Source organism: Bradyrhizobium sp. IC3123 (assembly GCF_020193625.1).
Classification (GTDB): Bacteria; Pseudomonadota; Alphaproteobacteria; order Rhizobiales; family Xanthobacteraceae; genus Bradyrhizobium; species Bradyrhizobium yuanmingense.
This window is the reverse complement of sequence record NZ_JADYVF010000005.1, coordinates 615,359-634,579: the sequence shown is the minus strand read 5'-3', so window position 1 is coordinate 634,579 and position 19,221 is coordinate 615,359. Positions and strand designations below refer to the sequence as shown.

The window sequence follows — 19,221 nt, the reverse complement described above, 5'->3', positions numbered from 1 at the left end:
ACGGCCATTCCCTGCGCCTTACCTGGAGACCATGCGAATGACGATGAATGCCACGATCGAGACCGCGCCGGGGCCGGATGCGGTGTCGCAGCGCCTGACCTTCGTGCTTGCCGCGGCCTGTGGCATGGTCGCCGCCAACATCTATTATGCGCAGCCGCTGATCGCCCCAATCAGCGCCGCGCTCGGCCTGTCGCATGCAGCTAGCGGGCTGATCGTGACGATGACGCAGATCGGCTACGGCACCGGGCTGCTGCTGATCGTGCCGCTCGGCGATCTCGTCGAGAACCGCGCGCTGATCTGCTCGGTGATCATGCTCGGCGCCGCGGCGCTGCTCGCCGCGGCGTTCGCAACCCATGCGCTGCCGTTCCTGCTCGCCGCACTGTTCATCGGCCTCGGCTCGGTCGCGGTGCAGATCATCATTCCCTATGCGGCGCATCTGGCGCCTGAAGCCATCCGCGGCCGCGTCGTCGGCAACGTCTCGACCGGCCTGATGCTCGGCATCATGCTGGCGCGTCCGGTGTCGAGCTTCGTCACCGCCTTGCTGTCGTGGCACGCAGTGTTCTTCGCCTCCGCTGCGCTGATGATCGTGCTCGCAGCCGTGCTCTGGATGACGCTGCCGAAGCGCAAGCCGGTCACGCGGATGCATTACGGCCAATTGCTGCTGTCGATGCCGGATCTGGTGCGGGCCACGCCGCTGCTGCGGCGCCGCGCGCTGTACCAGGCGAGCCTGTTCGGCGCCTTCACCCTGTTCTGGACGGTGGCGCCGCTCCAGCTCGCCGGCGAGTTCGGCTTCTCCCAGCGCGGCATCGCGCTGTTCGCGCTGGCCGGCGTCGCCGGCGTGTTCGCAGCACCGATCGCCGGGCGCCTCGCGGACCGCGGCCATAGCCGGATCGCGACGCTGGTCGCGATGCTGCTCACGGCCGCCGGCTTCCTCGTGACCTCCATCGGCGCGTCCGGCTCGATGCTGAACCTCGCCTGTCTGGTGGTGGCCGCGATTGCGATCGATATCGGCGTCCAGGGCAATGTGGTGCTGGGCTTCCGCGCCATCTTCGCGCTCGGGCACGAGCACCGCAGTCGCCTCAATGGTCTCTACATGGCGACGTTCTTCGCCGCCGGCGCGGTCGGCTCGGCGGTCGGAGCATGGGCGTTCGCACAGGGAGGCTGGACGCTCGCATCGGCCATTGGCCTTGCTTTGCCCGTCGCGGGGTTGCTCTACGCGCTGACCGAGTAGCGGCCGTCGCCGGAACGGTGCGACCGACCTCGCGATGACGCAATTTGCATCTCGCGGATTGGTTGCGGTTGTAGTACTTTCGTCGCAACGCACCTGGTTAACGGGCGGCAGGGGGATGCTGATGAAACGTGCGGGGCTGTTTGGCGCACGGCGGGTACGGCCATGGTCGTGGGGGGCGTTTCTGCTCGGGCTCGCCGTCGTCGCGGTTTCGGCCGTGGTTCAGGGCATCTGCGTCCTGCTCGGCGCAAAGTTCTATTTCGCAGCGTTCCTGCCCGGCCTGTTCGTGCTTGCGTTGATGGCGGGTGCACCGGCGGCGGCATTCGCCGCGCTGCTCACCGTGCCGCTGGTGTGGTGGGCGTTCATCCCGCCGTTCTTCGAGCTCAATGCGCTGACCAGCGCGCATGCCGATTCCATCAACCTGTTCTGTCTTCTTGCCGTCCTCCTGATCGGCCTTGCCGATCTCTGCCGCGCGACCATGACAATCGTCAGACGCGGCGGGCTGAAGCCTTCGGGCGAGAGCGCGGCAACGAATCCGCAATAGATCGCGCCGCGCGCGTTGCGCCCGAGCAACAGTCCGGCAACCATCCGCGACCTTGCCGCGCGCCGCTAACTTTTCGAAAAAGATTTGGCCGCAGTTTCTCCCGCGGGAATGACGAGGGAGTTTTCGGACATGAACGGTCACGCCATCCTGGAGAACGTGCGCCGCTACCGCGGCATCGCATCGCTCTATCGCCAGACCGCAGCGTTCCGCCCGGGCCAGAGCTGGTCGCTGCTGGAGCAGGCGAGCGAGTGGGAGGCGCGGGCGCTGTCGGAGCTGGAAGCCTATTTCGCCTCGCGCACGGACCACACCGCCCCGCTCGCGGCCTGATCGCCGGCCATCGGCGCGCCCTGAACCGGCTCGCCGAAGGCGCGACCGCCACGGGCAACTACGGAGTTGTCTCCGCATCCTTCTGTGCTAGCAACGGCCGAGAGATTCTTCTTCACGTCGGCCGGGGCACGCGATGACCACCTTCAACCGCATCTTCACGACGGAGCGCCTGCTCCAGATCATCGTGGTGCTGGCGGCGACGCTCGCCATGAAGCTGATGAGCTGAGCGAAGGCCGGCTATCGTCCGCCTAGCTCGGGCAAATCAGGCAGATAATTCGAGCCTTCCGAGCCGAGGAAATCGAACATCGCCTGCGCGGGCGGCAGCAGCACCTTGTCGCTGCGGCGGATCACGTACCATTGCCGCACGATCGGCAGGCCCGCGACGTCGAGCACGACGAGCCGGCCCTCGGCGAGCTCATGCGCCACGGTGTGAGCCGAGATGAAGGCGATGCCGAGCCCGGCGATGACCGCCTGCTTGATGGTCTCGTTGCTGCTCATCTCCATGCCGATGATCGGCTCGAGATCCGATTTCTGGAACATGCCCTCCATCAGCGTCCGCGTGCCCGAGCCGGGCTCGCGGGTGAGGAAGGTCTCGTGCACGAGATCGGTCAGGCTGAGGCCGGAATCCTTCTCCAGCCAATGGCCCTTGCGCGCGACGATGATGTGCGGGTTGCGCCCGAGCTGGCGGACGTCGACGGTGACGTCGGCCGGTGGCCGACCCATTACCGCGAAGTCGAGGTCGTAGCCGTGCATGGCCTCGCGGATTTCCTCGCGATTGCCGATGGTCAGCTTGATCTCGATCTTGGGGTAGCGCTTGGAGAACGCCGCGATCGCGTGCGGCACGAAATATTTCGCGGTCGAGACCGCGCCGAGATGCACGGTGCCGCCGGTCCGCCCCGCGAGCAGGTCGAGCGCGCCCTGGCAATCGGTTATCGCGGCTTCGACCCGTTCGGCCAGCGCCAGCACCTCCCTGCCGGCTTCCGTCAGCAGCATGCCGTCGCCGGTTCGCTGCACCAGGGGCAGGCCGGCCAGGTCCTGCAGCTGCCGCAGCTGCTGGGTCACGGCCGGCTGGGTCAGCCCGAGATGGCTCGACGCCGCCGTCACGCTGCCTTTGGCCGAGAGCGCCGCAAGCGAGCGCAGCTGCCGGATCGTCAGATGCCGGAGCTGGGCCGCTGCATGGCCGGGACCATTATAAGAAAATTCTTTGAGGCTCATTATGAATAGAAATTTTCCTTATTAAGCCGCTCCTGTCAATCTCCCGAATGCCGGCACTGACCGTGACCTGCCTCCACCAAAAGGGAATGGGTGCGGCACCGGCAAGGGGATGGACGCAGATGACCGGGCAACTCAGGCTGGACGACCACCTTCAACGGTATTCTGAGACCGCGCCGCATGCGTTGGCCGTGGCAGCCGCGGTCGATGCCATCGCGGCCGCAGCGATCGAGATTGCCGATCTCATCGCCAGCGGCGATCTCGCCGACGCCTCGGGCCTGACCACCGGGCGCAACAGCGACGGCGATTTCCAACGCGACCTCGACGTCCAGGCGGACGCGATCCTGCGCCGCTGCCTCGGCCGGCTGCCGATCGCGGCGCTGGCGTCGGAGGAGATGCGTGAGGCCCAGATCGTCGATCGTCAGGGGCGAATCTGCATCGCGATCGATCCGCTCGACGGCTCCTCCAACATCGACATCAACATGACCGTCGGCACGATCTTCTCGATCCTGCCGGCCCCCGATGATCTCTCACTCGCCTTTCAGCAGCGCGGCTCGGCGCAGCTCGCGGCGGGCTTCGTCACCTACGGCCCGCAGACCTCGCTGGTGCTGACGCTCGGCGACGGCGTCGACATTTTCACGCTCGACCGCAAGGCGGGCTGCTTCCGCTTCGCGCGCAGCGGCGTGCAGATCGCCGAAGCCTGCGAGGAGTTCGCGATCAACGCCTCGAACCGCCGGCATTGGGATCCGCCGGTGCGCGCCTTCATCGACGAATGCCTCGCCGGCGTCGACGGGCACGCCAACCACGATTTCAACATGCGCTGGATCGGGTCGCTGGTCGCGGAGGCCTATCGCATCCTCACCCGTGGCGGCGTGTTTCTCTACCCTTCCGATGCGCGGCCCGGCTACGGCGACGGCCGCCTTCGCCTGACCTACGAAGCACACCCGATGGCGATGATCATCGAGCAGGCCGGCGGCTCGGCCTCGACCGGGCGCGAGCGCATCCTCGATCTACCGGCGCAGAGCCTGCACCAGCGCGTGCCGCTGATCATGGGCTCGAGCAACGAGGTGCGGCGCGTCGAGGAGCTGCATTGCGATCCGCTGCTGGTTGCCAGCGTCTCGGCGCCGCTGTTCGCGCGGCGCGGATTCTTCCGGCTCTGAGCGAGGCGTCCGATGTCCAGGAAGCATCCGATCATCTCCATCACCGGCTCCTCCGGCGCCGGCACCACCTCCGTCAAGAAGACCTTCGAGCAGATCTTTTTCCGCGAGAAGGTCAACGCCGTCTACATCGAGGGCGACGCCTTCCACCGCTACGACCGTGCCGAGATGCGTGCGCAGATGACGAAGGAGGCCGAGCGCGGCAACAAGCACTTCAGCCATTTCAGCCCCGAGACCAATTTGTTCGAGGAGCTGGAACGCGCCTTCCGCGACTACGGCGAGACCGGCACCGCGGTGACGCGGCACTACGTCCACGACGCCGAGGAATCGGCGCTGCATGGCGCGGCACCAGGCACCTTCACCGACTGGAAGCAGCTGCCGGAGGATTCGGACCTGCTGTTCTACGAGGGCCTGCACGGCGCCGTAGTCACCGATAAGGTGAACGTCGCGCGCTATGCCGACCTCAAAATCGGCGTCGTGCCCGTCATCAACCTCGAATGGATCCAGAAGCTGCACCGCGACCGCAGCGCACGCGGCTATTCGACCGAGGCGGTCACCGACACCATCCTGCGGCGGATGCCCGACTACATCCACTACATCTGCCCGCAATTCACCGAGACCGACATCAACTTTCAGCGCGTCCCGACCGTGGACACCTCCAATCCATTCATCGCGCGCTGGATCCCGACGCCGGACGAATCGATGGTGGTGATCCGCTTCAAGAATCCGCGCGGTATCGACTTCCCCTATCTGCTCTCGATGCTGCCGCAGAGCTGGATGTCGCGCGCCAACTCGATCGTCTGCCCCGGCGCGAAGCTGGACCTGGCCATGCAGCTGATCCTGACGCCGCTGATCATGCAGCTGATCGAGCGCAAGCGCAGCCTGAAGTGAACAGGGAGAGACTCCGATGAACATCTCCGTCCATGCCGAAGCCGACCTCAATGCGGTCACGCACAACGATCTCGCCAATGCCGTCCGCTTCCTCGCGGTCGACGCCATCGAGGCAGCGCAGTCAGGCCATCCCGGGCTGCCCATGGGCATGGCCGACGTCGCGACTGTGCTGTTCTCGCGCTTCCTGAAGTTCGACTCGGCGCATCCGAACTGGCCGGACCGCGACCGCTTCGTGCTGTCGGCAGGGCACGGCTCGATGCTGCTCTATGCGCTGCTGCATCTCACCGGCGGCGATATCAGCCTCGACGACATCAAGGCCTTTCGCCAGTGGGGCTCGAAGACGCCGGGCCACCCCGAATATGGCCACACGGCTGGTGTCGAGACCACGACGGGACCGCTGGGCCAGGGCATTGCGACCGCGGTCGGCATGGCGCTCGCCGAGCGGATGGCGAATGCGCGGCATGGCGATGGGCTCGTCGATCACTTCACCTATGTTATCGCGGGCGATGGCTGCCTGATGGAAGGCCTCAGCCATGAGGCGATCTCGCTGGCCGGTCATCTCGGGCTCGGCCGGCTGATCGTGCTGTTCGACGACAACGGCATCTCCATCGACGGTCCGACCTCGTTGGCGACATCGGACGACCAGCTCGCGCGCTTCGCTGCCTCCGGCTGGTCGGTGCGCCGCGTCGACGGACATGATCCCGAAGCGGTGGCGCAGGCGATAGCGGAGGAGCGGGAGACCGCGAAGCCGTCGCTGATCGCCTGTCGCACAATCATCGGCTATGGCGCGCCTGATAGACAGGGCACCGAGAAAGTGCATGGCGCGCCGCTCGGCACCGAGCAGACGGCAGCGGCGCGGCGGACGCTGGGTTGGGACTATCAGCCTTTCGTGGTGCCGATCCCGGTGCTCAAGGCTTGGCGGATGATCGGGCAGCGCGGGCAGGTCGACCGCCTCGCTTGGCTCGATCGTTACGAAGGTGCGACGCCGGAGCAGCGCGACCTGTTCGTCGAGGGCAAAGCCGCGGCTCTGCCCGCCGCCTATGCGCTGGCCGCGGCGAAATTGCGTGAGCACTTTGCATCCGAGCGGCCGAAGCTGGCGACGCGGCAGGCCTCGCAACAGGTGCTCGAGGGAATCGCAGGAACAATTCCCGGCCTGGTCGGCGGCTCCGCGGACCTCACCCATTCGAACCTGACGCATGCCAAGGCGCAGGCGCCGGTCAAGAGCGGTGCGTTCGCCGGCGACTACATCCACTATGGCATCCGCGAGCACGGCATGGCCGCAGCGATGAACGGCCTGGCGCTGCATGGCGGCTTCATTCCCTATGGCGGCACGTTTCTGGCGTTCTCCGACTACAGCCGGCCGGCGATCCGACTTGCGGCCTTGATGCGGCTGCGCGTCATCCACGTGATGACGCACGATTCCATCGGCCTTGGTGAGGACGGACCGACGCACCAGCCGGTCGAGCATCTCGCGGCACTGCGCGTGATCCCCAATCTACTGGTGTTCCGCCCCGCCGATGCCGTGGAGACGCTGGAGGCCTGGGATTGCGCGCTCGCGGCGGAGCATCGCCCCTCAGTGCTATGCCTGTCGCGGCAGGCCTTGCCGACATTCCGCAGCGATGGGCGCGGCAGAAACCGCGTCGCGAACGGTGCCTATCTCGTCGTCTCGCCGGACGGCGGCCGTGACGTGACGCTCATCGCAACCGGCTCGGAAGTCTCGATCGCGCTGGAAGCCGCACGCCTGCTCGCGACCGAGCACGTTCGCGCCGCCGTGGTCTCGGCTCCGTGTTTCGCACTGTTCGAGGAGCAGCCGGAGGATTACCGCGCCTCGGTGCTCGGCACCGCGCCGCGTGTCGGTGTCGAGGCCGCTGTCGCCGGCGACTGGCATCGCTGGATCGGCGCCGACGGTGAATTCGTCGGCATGCGCGGTTTCGGCGCCTCGGCGCCAGCGCCGGTGCTGTACCGTGAATTCGGCATCACACCGCAAAGCATTGCGGAAGCGGCTCGCCGGGCGATGGCCCGCAAGAGCCAATAAGGAGGACGAATCTTGGCCCGTATCACCCTTCGCCAATTGCTCGATCACGCTGCCAGCCACGGCTACGCCGTGCCGGCGTTCAACATCAACAACATGGAGCAGGGCATCGCGATCATGCAGGCGGCGGCCGCGGTCGATGCGCCGGTCATCATCCAGGCCTCGCGCGGCGCGCGCAGCTATGCCGGCGATCTCATGCTTTCGCACATGATCGACGCGCTGGAGCGGACCTATCCCGACATTCCGCTCTGCATGCACCAGGACCACGGCAATGACGAAGCGACCTGCGCCTCGGCCATCGCCCATGGCTTCACCTCCGTCATGATGGATGGCTCGCTCAAAGCCGACGCCAAGACCGCGGCCGACTATGACTATAACGTCGCAATCACGCGCCGCGTGGTCGATCTCGCTCATTGGGTCGGCGCGTCCGTCGAAGGCGAGCTCGGCGTGCTCGGTTCGCTCGAGCACGGCGGCGGCGAGCAGGAGGATGGTCACGGCGTCGAGGGCAAGGTCGGCCACGATCAGCTCTTGACCGATCCGGACCAGGCCGTCGACTTCGTCCGTGCAACCAAGGTCGATGCGCTCGCGATCGCGATGGGCACCTCGCACGGCGCCTACAAGTTCAGCCGCAAGCCCGACGGCGATATCCTGGCGATGCGGGTGGTCGAGGAGATCCACCGCCGGCTGCCGAACACGCATCTGGTCATGCACGGCTCGTCCTCGGTGCCGCAGCCGCTCCAGGACATGTTCAACCAGTTCGGCGGCGAGATGCCGCAGACCTGGGGCGTGCCGGTCGAGGAGATCGTTCGCGGCATCCGAAGCGGCGTGCGCAAGATCAACATCGACACCGATTGCCGGCTGGCGATGACCGCGGTGTTCCGGAAGGTGGCGGCGGAAGCGCGCTCCGAATTCGATCCGCGCAAATTCCTGAAGCCGGCGATGGACGCAATGCGCGAATTGTGCCGCGAGCGGTTCGAGCAGTTCGGTACCGCAGGCCACGCCAGCAAGATCAAGGTCATTCCAATGAGCGAGATGGCGCGGCGCTATCGCGCCGGCGAGCTCGATCCGCGCATCGACGCCCGCGAGCCGGTTGCCGCTTAGCCAATCAGAAAGAGCAGAGAAAAGAGCAGGAGAGAGACATGAACGCACATGCAGGCACGGTCCGCGGCAAAGAGCGCTATCGCTCCGGCGTGATGGAGTACAAGCGCATGGGCTATTGGGAGCCCGATTACACGCCGAAGGACACCGACGTCATCGCGCTGTTCCGCGTGACGCCGCAGGAGGGCGTCGACCCGATCGAGGCCTCCGCCGCGGTTGCCGGCGAATCCTCGACCGCGACCTGGACGGTGGTGTGGACCGATCGCCTGACGGCGGCCGAGAAGTATCGTGCCAAGTGCTATCGCGTCGATCCCGTTCCGGGCTCACCCGGCTCGTATTTCGCCTACATCGCCTATGATCTCGACCTGTTCGAGCCGGGCTCGATCGCCAACCTCTCGGCCTCGATCATCGGCAACGTGTTCGGCTTCAAGCCGCTGAAGGCGCTGCGCCTCGAGGACATGCGCTTTCCCGTCGCCTATGTGAAGACGTTCCAGGGACCGGCGACCGGCATCGTGGTGGAGCGCGAGCGGCTCGACAAGTTCGGCCGGCCGCTGCTCGGCGCGACGGTGAAGCCGAAGCTCGGTCTGTCCGGCCGCAATTACGGCCGTGTGGTCTATGAGGCGCTGAAGGGCGGGCTCGACTTCACCAAGGACGACGAGAACATCAACTCACAGCCCTTCATGCATTGGCGCGATCGATTCCTCTATTGCATGGAGGCGGTGAACCGCGCGCAGGCCGCTTCCGGCGAGGTGAAGGGCACCTACCTGAACGTCACCGCGGCCACCATGGAGGACATGTACGAGCGCGCCGAGTTCGCAAAGGAGCTCGGCTCGGTGATCGTGATGATCGACCTCGTGATCGGCTACACTGCGATCCAGTCCATGGCCAAGTGGGCGCGGCGCAACGACATGATCCTGCATCTGCATCGCGCCGGCCACTCCACCTATACGCGGCAGAAGAGCCATGGCGTGTCGTTCCGCGTCATCGCCAAATGGATGCGGCTTGCCGGCGTCGACCACATCCACGCCGGCACGGTGGTCGGCAAGCTCGAAGGCGATCCCAACACCACACGCGGCTACTACGATGTCTGCCGCGAAGACTTCAATCCGACCAAGCTCGAGCATGGCCTGTTCTTCGACCAGTCCTGGGCGAGCCTGAACAAGATGATGCCGGTTGCCTCCGGCGGCATCCATGCCGGGCAGATGCACCAGCTGCTCGACCTGTTAGGCGAGGACGTCGTGCTGCAGTTCGGCGGCGGCACCATCGGCCATCCCATGGGCATTGCGGCCGGCGCGACCGCCAACCGCGTGGCGCTGGAAGCGATGATCCTCGCCCGCAACGAGGGCCGCGACTATGTCCACGAGGGCCCGGAAATCTTGGCCAAGGCGGCCCAGACCTGCACGCCGCTGAAGGCCGCGCTCGAAGTCTGGAAGGATGTCACTTTCAACTATCAATCCACCGACACGCCGGACTTCGTGCCGACCGCGCTGGAAACCGTCTGAGGAGATTTGAGATGAAGATCACCCAGGGCTCCTTCTCGTACCTGCCGGATCTGACCGACGAGCAGATCACCAGCCAGGTGCAGTATTGCCTCGCCAATGGCTGGGCGGTGAACATCGAGTTCACCGACGATCCGCATCCCCGAAACACCTATTGGGAGATGTGGGGCCTGCCGATGTTCGATCTCCAGGACGCCGCCGGCGTGATGATGGAGCTCGCCGAGTGCCGCAGGGTCTATGGTAACAGCTACATCCGCATCAGCGGCTTCGATGCCAGCCACGGCTGGGAATCGGTGCGGATCTCCTTCCTGGTCAACCGGCCGAAGCAAGAAACGGAGTTCGAGCTGGTGCGGCAGGAGGTCGGCGGCCGTGCGGTCCGCTACACCACGGTTCGAAAGCCGGCCGCGCACGCGCCAGCTTGAGTCATCCGCTTCCGCGCGGAGCTCTCCCTGCTCCGCATCCTGGCGGACCACTGCTTCGCCGCCTCGCTCGCGGCGAAGCTCTTTTCTTCGAGGGTAGCCATGCTCGATGTCCCCCACGCAACCACGACCGAACACAGCGAGACCCATTTCGATCTCCGCAAGGAGGCTGAAGCCGCCGGAATCACCGAGACGCTTCAACAGCTCGATCAGGAGCTGATCGGACTCAAGCCGGTCAAGAATCGCGTGCGCCAGATCGCCTCGCTGTTGCTGATCGAGCGCATCCGGCAGCGTGCGGGCCTGGCCTCCGCGCCGCCAACCCTGCACATGTCGTTCACCGGCAATCCTGGAACAGGCAAGACCACCGTGGCGCTGCGCATGGCCAGGATCCTGCACGGGCTCGGCTTCGTGCGGCGCGGGCAGGTGATCTCGGTGACGCGCGACGATCTCGTCGGCCAGTATATCGGCCACACCGCGCCGAAGACCAAGGAGATACTGAAAAAGGCGATGGGCGGCGTGCTGTTCATCGACGAGGCCTATTATCTGCATCGTCCCGACAACGAGCGCGACTATGGTCAGGAATCGATCGAGATCCTGCTCCAGGTGATGGAGAACCAGCGCGAGGACCTCGTCGTGATCCTCGCCGGCTATGGCGAGCGGATGACGAAATTCTTCGCCTCCAATCCCGGCTTCCGCTCGCGCATCGCCCACCACATCGAATTCCCTGACTATGCAGAGGCCGAGCTGCTCGTCATAGCCGAGCTGATGCTGAAGGAGCGCGGCTATCGCTTGTCGGCCGCGGCGCGCGAGGCGTTAGAGAAATACATCGCGCTGCGTCGGACCCAGCCGTTCTTCTCCAACGCGCGCTCGATCCGCAACGCCGTCGACCGCATCCGCCTGCGGCAGGCCGATCGGCTGGTGTCCGATCTCAATCGCATGCTCGATGTCGCCGACCTCGAAACCATCGATGCCATGGACGTCTTGGCGAGCCGAGTCTTCAGCGGCGGTGCGGATGCGCGGAGTGCAGTGCCATGACGAAGGAGATCATGATCGCTCCATCGATCCTCGCCGCGGATTTCGCGCGTCTCGGCGAGGAGGTCGCCGCGATCGACGCCGCTGGGGCCGACTGGATCCATTGCGACGTCATGGACGGACACTTCGTGCCGAACATCAGTTTCGGTGCCGACGTCATCAAGGCGGTCCGTCCCTATTCGAAGAAGCCGTTCGACGTGCATTTGATGATCGCGCCGACAGATCCCTATCTCGAGGCGTTCGCAAAGGCCGGAGCGGACATCATCACGGTGCACGCCGAAGCGGGGGCGCATCTCGACCGCTCGCTCCAGGCGATCCGCTCGCTCGGCAGCAAGGCTGGCGTCAGCCTTTGTCCGTCGACCCCGGAAGCGGTGATCGAGTATGTGCTCGATCGTATCGATCTCGTGCTGGTGATGACGGTCAATCCGGGCTTTGGCGGCCAATCCTTCATCGCATCGCAGATCGACAAGATCAGGCGGATCAGGACCATGATCGGCGGGCGGCCGATCCGGCTCGAGGTCGACGGCGGTGTCACGTGCGACAATGCCGCGGCCGTGGCTGCAGCGGGTGCCGACACGCTGGTCGCGGGCTCCGCCGTGTTTCGCGGCAAGAGCGCTGGCGAATATGCCGCCAATATCGCGGCTATTCGCATCGCCGCGGAGACCGGCCGGGTTCCGAAGCTGCAAGATAGTTCCGCGCCCGCGAAGCGGGCCGAAGAAAGTGCGCTTTTCCGGTAGATTACGGATCAGCCCGCCGCCGTGGCTCCGGTGTGTCAAGGCGCGCCACTTTCTCCGGATCTCTACGGAGCATGCCTTCCAAATCGATCGGCTCATTCAGGCCGGGGTAACCAACGCACCGGAGAAGGACAATCGATTAACGACCGCGCAATGCCAAGCGTCTCAATCTGTGGTTTAGGGACGCTATGAGAGCGCGGATGCGTAACGACGGAAACTGCGGCATGAAGCCCGCACGCGGCGCAAAGTGATGGCATGAGCATGCATCGCCTGTTCGCCGAGCAGCTCCGCTGCGCCACCGATGCCACCGGACAGGTCGATCTCGTCAAGCTGGGCAAGTTCGTCAGCGCGGCTTACGAGGCCGGTGATCGCGAGCGTCAGCGGATGATCGAAGTACGCGCGCAAACGCGCGACGAGGTCGAGCAGGATCTGCTGCGGACCCGCGAGTTCCTCGACACAATCATCGAAAACATTCCGATCGCCGTCTTCGCGAAATGTGCGGAGAGTTCGCGCTACATCCTGCTCAACCGCGCCGGAGAAGACTATTACGGCATGCCGCGCGAACAGATGCTGGGCCGAACGCCCGAGCAGATCTTCCCGGCTGACGTGGCCCGCGTGGTCAACGAGCAGGATAGACGCGTCGCGGCCAGCGGCATGCCGATGGTTCTGGAGGAGCATTTGCTCGAAGTCGGCGTCAAGGGCCGCGACCGGGTCGTCAATTCACGCAAGATGCTGATCACGGATGGCAACGGGGATCCGCAATATCTGGTCGGCGTGATCGAGGATGTCACGGAGCGTGTCACCACCCGGCAGCGGATCAGCCATCTTGCGCATCATGATGCGCTCACGGACCTGCCGAACCGCAGCGCCTTCAACGCGGCGCTCGACGAACGGCTGGAGCGGGCGCAGGAGGCATCGACCAGTTTCGCTGTGCTGAGCCTCGATCTCGACCGCTTCAAGGAGGTCAACGACGTGTTCGGTCACCCCGTCGGCGACATGCTGATGCGGGCGGCCGCCGACCGGCTTGCCGCGGAAGCCGAAGGCGCCTTCGTCGCCCGGATCGGCGGCGACGAGTTCATGATCCTGATGCCCGACAACGCCAGCCGTGAGGACGTTCTGGCGCTGGCCGAACGCCTGGTCGAGACGATCGGCAAGGAGCTCGAGGTCGACGACTATCTCTCCCACGTGGGCCTCAGCGTCGGCATCGCGTTCTATCCCGACGATGGCGTGAACGCGGCGACGCTGCTCGCCAATGCCGACTCAGCTCTCTACCGCGCCAAGCGCGAGGGCAGGAGCCGGGTCCGCTGCTTCGAATCCGAGATGGACCAGGAGCTGCGCGACCGCAGGCTGTTGCAGCACGACCTGCGGCAGGCGCTGGAGCAGAACCAGCTCCTCGTCTATTTCCAGCCGCAGGCGCGGGTGGATGGCGAGGTCATCGGCTTCGAGGCGCTGCTGCGATGGAATCACCCGACGCGGGGCTTCGTGCCGCCGGACCAGTTCATTCCGCTCGCCGAGGAGAACGGGCTGATCGTCGAGATCGGTGAATGGGTGCTGCGCGAGGCGTGCCGTGAGGCGGCATCCTGGCCGCGGCCGTTGCAGGTCGCGGTCAATCTGTCGCCGGTCCAGTTTCAGGCGGGCGATCTCGAGCGCTCGATCCATCAGATCCTGTTGGAGACGGGATTGACGCCGACGCGGCTCGAGGTCGAGATCACCGAGGGCGTGCTGATCGGCGATTTCACCCGCGCGCTCACCTGCTGCGGCGGCTGAAGGCGCTCGGCATCCGCATCGCCATGGATGATTTCGGCACCGGCTATTCCTCGCTGTCCTATCTGCAGTCGTTCCCGTTCGACAAGATCAAGATCGACCGCAGTTTCATCTCCAACCTGGAGGCGACGCCGCAATCGGCCGAGATTGTCCGCGCCGTCCTGAGCCTGGCGCACGCGCTGAAGATCCCGGTCATTGCCGAGGGGGTGGAGACGGAAGCCCAACGTGCCTTCTTGGCCCGCGAGGCCTGCGAGGAGATGCAAGGCTATCTCGTCGGCCGTCCCGACTTGATCGAGCGCTACCTCGACCTGGTGGGCCTCGCCGTGGAGCGCCGCCTCTACGCCTAGCATTGGGCACAGAGTTCCGAGCGGACGTTTGGAACTAAAATCCTTACCGGCACTTCTCGAAAATTAACTTGGTTCGGGCGACGTTGAGCGCGCAGCAAATGTTTTGCATAAACGCCATCGGCCTGACGCAAATCAGGGCAATAAGCCGGTGAACGCGAGGGAGGGTCTCATGGAGAACGTACGTCGCTACCGGGCGCTGGCGTCCCTCTGCCGTCAGCAGGCGGCCTACCGGCCGCTCCAGAACTGGGAACTCCTCGGCCAGGCCGAACATTTCGAACATCTTGCCGAAATCGAGCTCAAGGCGCACTTCGACGCGTGCAATGTGCACCGCGACAAGGACGCCGCCGCGCCCACGACATGGGAAGCTCCCGTCGCGGCGTGACGGCGCCAGGCCGGCGCGTCAATGCGACATCAGCGTCGGGACCGTCATGGCTTCCAGCATGGCGCGGGTGACGCCCCCGAGAAAGCGTTCCTGCAACCGCGAATGGCCGTAGCCGCCCATCACCAGAAGATCGAGACTCTCGTCGGCCGCCAGCGACAGAATGATCGGCTGAATGTCGGCGCGCGTGGCGGTCAGGCTGACCGTGCGGGTGGACAATCCGCGCCGGCCGAGATGTCTGGCCAAGCCACTCGCTGAAGCTTCGCCGCAGACGTCGTCGGTCTCGTTGACGGTGATGATCACGATCTCTTCGGCGCGCGCCAGGAACGGAGCTGCGTCGCGCATAGCGCGGGCGGCAACGCGACTGCCGTCCCAGCAGATGCCGATCCGCTTCGCCTTGAAGGCTCCCCGGAAGGTGTAGGGCAGGAACAGCACCGGGCCGCCCGCGCGGAACAGGATCTCGCTCGGCATGTCGTTGTCGAACGAGCCTTGCGCCGGATCGGGCTGGAGCAGGACGCTGAGGTCGTGCAGCCGTGCCATCTCGCCGAGCGAGCCGGCGGCATCTGCCGGGATCGCGCCGAGTGCGTGGCAGGTATAGGCGATGCCGGCGTTCGCCGCCTCGCTCTTGAATACCGCGAGCGCCGCCTCGGCCCGCTCCACGGCGCGCTCGCGCTCCAGCTCGAAAACGGCCGCCACCGCCGCGCCGCCTTCCATGACGTAAGCCGTACTGGTGGCGACATAGCCGACCGCGACCGCGTCGAGATGCGCGTTGAGCTTCGCCGCGAGCGAGACCGAGCCCTCGATCGCGGGACGCATGGGACGTTCGGTGGGAATGTGGACGAGAATGTCTTTGTACATGGCGCGCCTCCGCTGAGCATCATCCGATGGTCGCAGTTTTTCACTGCGCGAAGGCGGCGCGTTGAGCTGTATCAAACGTCCGGATTGCCTGCTGCGACCGCTCATCCATTCTTTGCCGAGATTTAATCGGACGGACGGGACGCCGTAAGGTGGCAGCGACCATGTTGCGGGCAAGGCGACACCTGCTCAACATGGACATTTCGACATGAACGATCGCGTCAATTCCGACATCACCACGTCTCGCAAGATCTTGCGGCCGCGGCGGCTCGCGCTGCTCGGCACCGTGGCCGCGCTGGGCGTGGCCGCCCTGGCCATTGCGCCAGGCGCCTCGCCGTACGGCATCAACTCCTTGATTGCGCCGGCTCAGGCGGCCGAAGCCGCCGCGACGCCGCCCGGCTTCGGCGATCTCGTCAGCAGGGTCAAACCCGCTGTGATCTCGGTGCGGGTCAAAATCGATCAGGACAACGACAAGAGCGCGATGCTGCAGCAGAACCGGATGGATTCGGACGAGGACACGCCGTTCGACCAGTTCTCGCGACAGTTCGGTTTCCGCTTTCCGGGCGGCGCGAACGGCATGCCGCGCCAGCGCCACCAGATGATCACGGGCGAAGGCTCCGGCTTTTTCATCTCCGCCGACGGCTATGCCGTGACCAACAATCATGTCGTCGATCGCGCCGAGTCCGTGCAGGTGACGATGGACGACGGCACGACCTACACTGCGAAAGTGGTCGGCACCGATCCGAAGACAGATCTCGCGCTGATCAAGGTCGACGGCAAGAAGGACTTTCCGTTCGTCAAGTTCTCCGACCAGAAGCCGCGCATTGGCGACTGGGTGGTCGCGGTCGGCAATCCCTTCGGTCTTGGCGGCACCGTGACCGCCGGCATCGTCTCGGCCAGCGGCCGCGACATCGGCAACGGTCCCTATGACGACTTCATCCAGATCGACGCGCCGATCAACAAGGGTAATTCCGGCGGCCCGGCCTTCGACATGAACGGCAACGTGATCGGCGTGAACACTGCGATCTTCTCGCCCTCGGGCGGCTCGGTCGGCATCGGCTTCGATATCCCGGCTTCGACCGCCAAGCTCGTCGTCGCGCAATTGAAGGACAAGGGCGCGGTCACCCGGGGCTGGCTCGGCGTGCAGGTGCAGCCGGTGACGTCGGATATCGCCGACAGCCTCGGGCTCAAGGAGGCGCGCGGCGCGATCGTCGACAATCCGCAGGATGGCAGCCCGGCGGCGAAGGCCGGCATCCAGGCGGGCGATGTCATCACCGCCGTCAACGGCACCACGATCAAGGACTCTCGCGACCTCGCCCGCACCATCGCCGGCTTGACGCCGGGCACGTCCGTGAAGCTCGATGTCTTCCGCAAGGGCGACAGCAAGACGGTGACGCTGGCGCTCGGCGAGTTGCCGAACGAGCGGCAGGCCAAGGGCAATGGCAGTGGCAATGCCGACGAGGGCAGCGGACAGCCGGGTGCCGGCACGCCGCGCCTCGGCCTCAGCCTGGCGCCCGCCGGTAACGTTCAGGGCGCAGGCCAGAACGGCGTCGTCGTCACCGAGGTTGATCCGCAAGGCCCGGCCGCGCAACGCGGCATCCGGACCGGCGACGTCATCCTCAATGTCGGCGGCAAGGCTGTCAGCAATGTCGGCGAGGTGCGCTCCGAGCTGGCGCAGGCCAAATCGTCGGGCAAGCGCAGCGTGCTGCTTCAGGTCAGAAGCGCGGAGGCCACCCGCTTCGTTGCGGTGCCACTCGCATAACGTCAACTCGACCCTTACCAATCCAGGAAGGCGGCCTTCGGGCCGCCTTTTGCACACACGTCACGTCCGCACCAGGCCGGTCACATTCTCGTTAACGGCAGGGATGATGACCTGGTGCGTCCGAAAAAGCCGTGTTCGCTGATCACACTCGCAGGGCGCCTCGGTGCTCTGCGCCAACGTCGCCGCTGAGAGGGGTTGCAAGCGTGGAACTTCGAGCCTCCCGGCGCTTTGTGGAACTCGCCGGTGGTTCACAAGTGATCGGTGCCGACATGGATCGATTGAAGCTCTCGCTCAGGAGTGCGCTGCTCGTGGCGCCATTGGTGCTCTCGGGGGGAAACGCGCTCGGGCGCGACGACGGCCGCTACGCGAATTCTCCTCTGAAGCCATGGTTCGACAGTTTGCGCAGCCATCTCGGTCCGTGCTGCTCGGACGCGGACGGTTTCGCCCTTGCCGATCTCGACTGGGAGTCGCACAACGGGCGCTACCGTGTCCGCATCGACGGACAGTGGATCGATGTGCCGGATGAGGCCGTCATCACCGAGCCCAACCGGGCCGGCCGCACGATGGTGTGGCCGGTCAAGACTGCGTTCGGGATTTCGATCCGCTGCTTCATGCCGGGGAGCATGATCTGAGGCGGGTCAGCGCGACCGCTTGGATTTGCGCTTCGATGATTTCTTGTTCGACGATTTCTTGGACGACGTCCCGGACGTTTTCTTGGATGCTTTCTTGGACGTCTTCTTGGCGCTCTTGCGCTTCGAAGCCTTCTTCGGGACCTTCTTGCCCTTCTTGCGTGCCTTCGACAGTCCGATCGCGATGGCCTGCTTGCGGTTCTTGACGCGGCCGCCGCGCCCGCCACGGCCGCTCTTCGCGGTGCCCTTCTTGTAACGCCGCATCTCGGTGGCGACATCGCTTCCCGAGCTGCGTGAGTAGCGGCGCTTTTTTGCCTTGCGTGCCATGCATATTCTCCCTCGGCGGGGAGAACCATTCTGCACAGCCATGGTTCCGGGAGCGTGGAACGGCGCATGCCTAAAGCGCGATGCGATGCTCTAGAAGGAGTTTGCCAGCTTGATCTCCGCTTCCAGCACCTGGATGCGCCGGGCGGCCTCGCTGAAGGACAGATCCCGCGCATATTGGCCGGGCTGGTAGGCCTCTTCGCTGAGCCGCTTCAGCTTGAGACCCTGCGCCCGCGTCATCTGCTCGCCCAGGAAAAATCTGGCGTCGTATTTACCTTGAACCTGCATCTGGAGTCTCCGTCCTGAAATCGTGACTTGACTATATGTTCTTATTTTGTTCTAACAAGGCATGGACAACAGAATCAATGAAATTCGACGTAAAATCAGAGCCTTGAGGCTCGAGATGGCCGACGTCGAGGCGTCGGTGCGCGACCTCGTCGAGCGCGATCACGACTGCACGGAAAGGGCCCTGGCGCAGATGGACCTGCGCCGGAAGATCAATCTCTTGATCGCCGAATGGGAGGCTGCCGGCGGCAGCGACGTACTGCCGAACGTCCGCGACCGGGTGCGGCTTCGTGCCGTGAAGACAGGCGGCAACTCCGCGCGCGCAGCCGAGCGCCGCTGAGATCCTTGGCGCCGGATACTGAAGGCCGAGTGCCGAATCAAAGATAGAAGACAAAGGGCTCCGCAATGCGGAGCCCTTCATGATTCCAGGGAGCGCCTATTTGGTGTCGGTCATGCCGCCCTTGTTGGTCATGGTGCCGCCCTGATCAGAGCCGGGACCGGCGCCGCCTTGGCCGGACGGATCAGCGCCCTTGGAGGACTTGGTGTTGGCGCCGGTGGTCTGTGCCGACGACATCGAGGATCCATGCTTGGCCTTGTGCGATTTGGCCTGGGCGGCAAACGGCGCGGCGGCAAGGCCGGTTGCCAATATTACGGCGAGAGCGAGCTTGGTCGTCTTCGTGCGGGGAAACTCCCTGAGTTAAAT

At 65.2% G+C, this 19,221-nt stretch carries 22 protein-coding genes; 17 read left to right on the top strand and 5 right to left on the bottom strand.

The features are described 5' to 3' along the window. Positions 1–37: 37 nt before the first annotated feature. The 3 genes from I6F20_RS20515 to I6F20_RS20505 all read left to right on the top strand — a co-directional run bounded on the left by I6F20_RS20515 (position 38) and on the right by I6F20_RS20505 (position 2,099). Positions 38–1,231 (top strand): MFS transporter, encoded by a 1,194-nt coding sequence (locus I6F20_RS20515; protein ID WP_036030024.1) that lies wholly within the window; start codon positions 38–40, stop codon positions 1,229–1,231. A 121-nt stretch (positions 1,232–1,352) separates the two neighbouring features. After that, positions 1,353–1,772 (top strand): DUF4118 domain-containing protein, encoded by a 420-nt coding sequence (locus tag I6F20_RS20510; RefSeq protein ID WP_225127589.1) that lies wholly within the window; start codon positions 1,353–1,355, stop codon positions 1,770–1,772. A 129-nt stretch (positions 1,773–1,901) separates the two neighbouring features. Further along, a complete protein-coding gene (locus tag I6F20_RS20505; RefSeq protein ID WP_036003876.1) occupies positions 1,902–2,099 on the top strand; it encodes a hypothetical protein in 198 nt (65 codons plus the stop codon). A gap of 237 nt (positions 2,100–2,336) precedes the next feature. Here the strand turns inward: I6F20_RS20505 and I6F20_RS20500 are convergent, their stop codons facing one another. Then, positions 2,337–3,314 (bottom strand): LysR family transcriptional regulator, encoded by a 978-nt coding sequence (locus I6F20_RS20500; RefSeq protein ID WP_057026893.1) that lies wholly within the window; start codon positions 3,312–3,314, stop codon positions 2,337–2,339. Positions 3,315–3,433: 119 nt separating this feature from the next. Here I6F20_RS20500 and I6F20_RS20495 point away from each other — a divergent pair, with 119 nt between their 5' ends. From I6F20_RS20495 to I6F20_RS20450, 11 genes are all read left to right on the top strand, one after another. After that, positions 3,434–4,471, top strand: a complete 1,038-nt coding sequence (locus I6F20_RS20495) for a class 1 fructose-bisphosphatase (RefSeq protein ID WP_225127588.1) — start codon at positions 3,434–3,436, stop codon at positions 4,469–4,471. Between the two features lie 12 nt (positions 4,472–4,483). Beyond that, a complete protein-coding gene (locus I6F20_RS20490; protein WP_225127587.1) occupies positions 4,484–5,359 on the top strand; it encodes a phosphoribulokinase in 876 nt (291 codons plus the stop codon). 16 nt (positions 5,360–5,375) lie between these two features. Then, positions 5,376–7,394, top strand: a complete 2,019-nt coding sequence (gene tkt / locus I6F20_RS20485) for a transketolase (protein WP_225127586.1) — start codon at positions 5,376–5,378, stop codon at positions 7,392–7,394. Positions 7,395–7,406: 12 nt separating this feature from the next. After that, positions 7,407–8,492, top strand: a complete 1,086-nt coding sequence (fba, locus tag I6F20_RS20480) for a class II fructose-bisphosphate aldolase (protein ID WP_225127585.1) — start codon at positions 7,407–7,409, stop codon at positions 8,490–8,492. Positions 8,493–8,530: 38 nt separating this feature from the next. Beyond that, complete coding sequence (locus I6F20_RS20475; protein WP_036003865.1) at positions 8,531–9,991, top strand: form I ribulose bisphosphate carboxylase large subunit; 1,461 nt, start codon at positions 8,531–8,533, stop codon at positions 9,989–9,991. 11 nt (positions 9,992–10,002) lie between these two features. Further along, positions 10,003–10,410 carry a ribulose bisphosphate carboxylase small subunit gene (locus tag I6F20_RS20470; RefSeq protein WP_225127584.1) on the top strand — a complete coding sequence of 136 codons (408 nt, stop codon included), beginning with the start codon at positions 10,003–10,005 and terminating at the stop codon, positions 10,408–10,410. Between the two features lie 99 nt (positions 10,411–10,509). Then, positions 10,510–11,442: a CbbX protein gene (gene cbbX, locus I6F20_RS20465; RefSeq protein WP_225127583.1), complete on the top strand. Its 933-nt coding sequence runs from the start codon at positions 10,510–10,512 to the stop codon at positions 11,440–11,442. Further along, the gene (gene rpe, locus I6F20_RS20460) at positions 11,439–12,176 is read left to right on the top strand and encodes a ribulose-phosphate 3-epimerase (protein ID WP_225127582.1); all 738 of its coding nucleotides are present in this window, start codon (positions 11,439–11,441) and stop codon (positions 12,174–12,176) included. The genes cbbX and rpe overlap by 4 nt, the downstream gene beginning before the upstream one ends. Positions 12,177–12,428: 252 nt before the next feature. Further along, positions 12,429–13,940 carry a putative bifunctional diguanylate cyclase/phosphodiesterase gene (locus tag I6F20_RS20455; RefSeq protein ID WP_275945388.1) on the top strand — a complete coding sequence of 504 codons (1,512 nt, stop codon included), beginning with the start codon at positions 12,429–12,431 and terminating at the stop codon, positions 13,938–13,940. A gap of 23 nt (positions 13,941–13,963) precedes the next feature. Beyond that, a complete protein-coding gene (locus tag I6F20_RS37975; RefSeq protein ID WP_275945387.1) occupies positions 13,964–14,284 on the top strand; it encodes an EAL domain-containing protein in 321 nt (106 codons plus the stop codon). 169 nt (positions 14,285–14,453) lie between these two features. Beyond that, positions 14,454–14,666 carry a hypothetical protein gene (locus I6F20_RS20450; RefSeq protein WP_036003891.1) on the top strand — a complete coding sequence of 71 codons (213 nt, stop codon included), beginning with the start codon at positions 14,454–14,456 and terminating at the stop codon, positions 14,664–14,666. 18 nt (positions 14,667–14,684) lie between these two features. On the opposite strand, the gene I6F20_RS20445 is transcribed toward I6F20_RS20450, so the two are convergent. Continuing rightward, on the bottom strand, positions 14,685–15,521 hold the full coding sequence (locus I6F20_RS20445; protein ID WP_036003894.1) for a universal stress protein: 837 nt from the start codon (positions 15,519–15,521) through the stop codon (positions 14,685–14,687). 205 nt (positions 15,522–15,726) lie between these two features. Here I6F20_RS20445 and I6F20_RS20440 point away from each other — a divergent pair, with 205 nt between their 5' ends. Together I6F20_RS20440 and I6F20_RS20435 are read left to right on the top strand one after the other, a co-directional pair. Beyond that, the gene (locus tag I6F20_RS20440; RefSeq protein ID WP_225127581.1) at positions 15,727–17,280 is read left to right on the top strand and encodes a Do family serine endopeptidase; all 1,554 of its coding nucleotides are present in this window, start codon (positions 15,727–15,729) and stop codon (positions 17,278–17,280) included. A gap of 269 nt (positions 17,281–17,549) precedes the next feature. After that, the gene (locus I6F20_RS20435; protein ID WP_036003965.1) at positions 17,550–17,912 is read left to right on the top strand and encodes a hypothetical protein; all 363 of its coding nucleotides are present in this window, start codon (positions 17,550–17,552) and stop codon (positions 17,910–17,912) included. A 6-nt stretch (positions 17,913–17,918) separates the two neighbouring features. Here I6F20_RS20435 and I6F20_RS20430 read toward each other — a convergent pair whose 3' ends face one another. Together I6F20_RS20430 and I6F20_RS20425 are read right to left on the bottom strand one after the other, a co-directional pair. After that, complete coding sequence (locus I6F20_RS20430) at positions 17,919–18,236, bottom strand: DUF6496 domain-containing protein (RefSeq protein WP_036003905.1); 318 nt, start codon at positions 18,234–18,236, stop codon at positions 17,919–17,921. 90 nt (positions 18,237–18,326) lie between these two features. Next, entirely contained in the window at positions 18,327–18,521 is a 195-nt protein-coding gene (locus tag I6F20_RS20425; protein WP_225127580.1) for a DUF3072 domain-containing protein, read from the bottom strand. Between the two features lie 115 nt (positions 18,522–18,636). On the opposite strand from I6F20_RS20425, the gene I6F20_RS20420 reads away from it, so the two are divergent. After that, positions 18,637–18,858: a hypothetical protein gene (locus I6F20_RS20420; protein ID WP_225127579.1), complete on the top strand. Its 222-nt coding sequence runs from the start codon at positions 18,637–18,639 to the stop codon at positions 18,856–18,858. Between the two features lie 96 nt (positions 18,859–18,954). Here the strand turns inward: I6F20_RS20420 and I6F20_RS20415 are convergent, their stop codons facing one another. Further along, positions 18,955–19,167, bottom strand: a complete 213-nt coding sequence (locus I6F20_RS20415) for a hypothetical protein (RefSeq protein ID WP_225127608.1) — start codon at positions 19,165–19,167, stop codon at positions 18,955–18,957. Positions 19,168–19,221 lie beyond the last annotated feature (54 nt).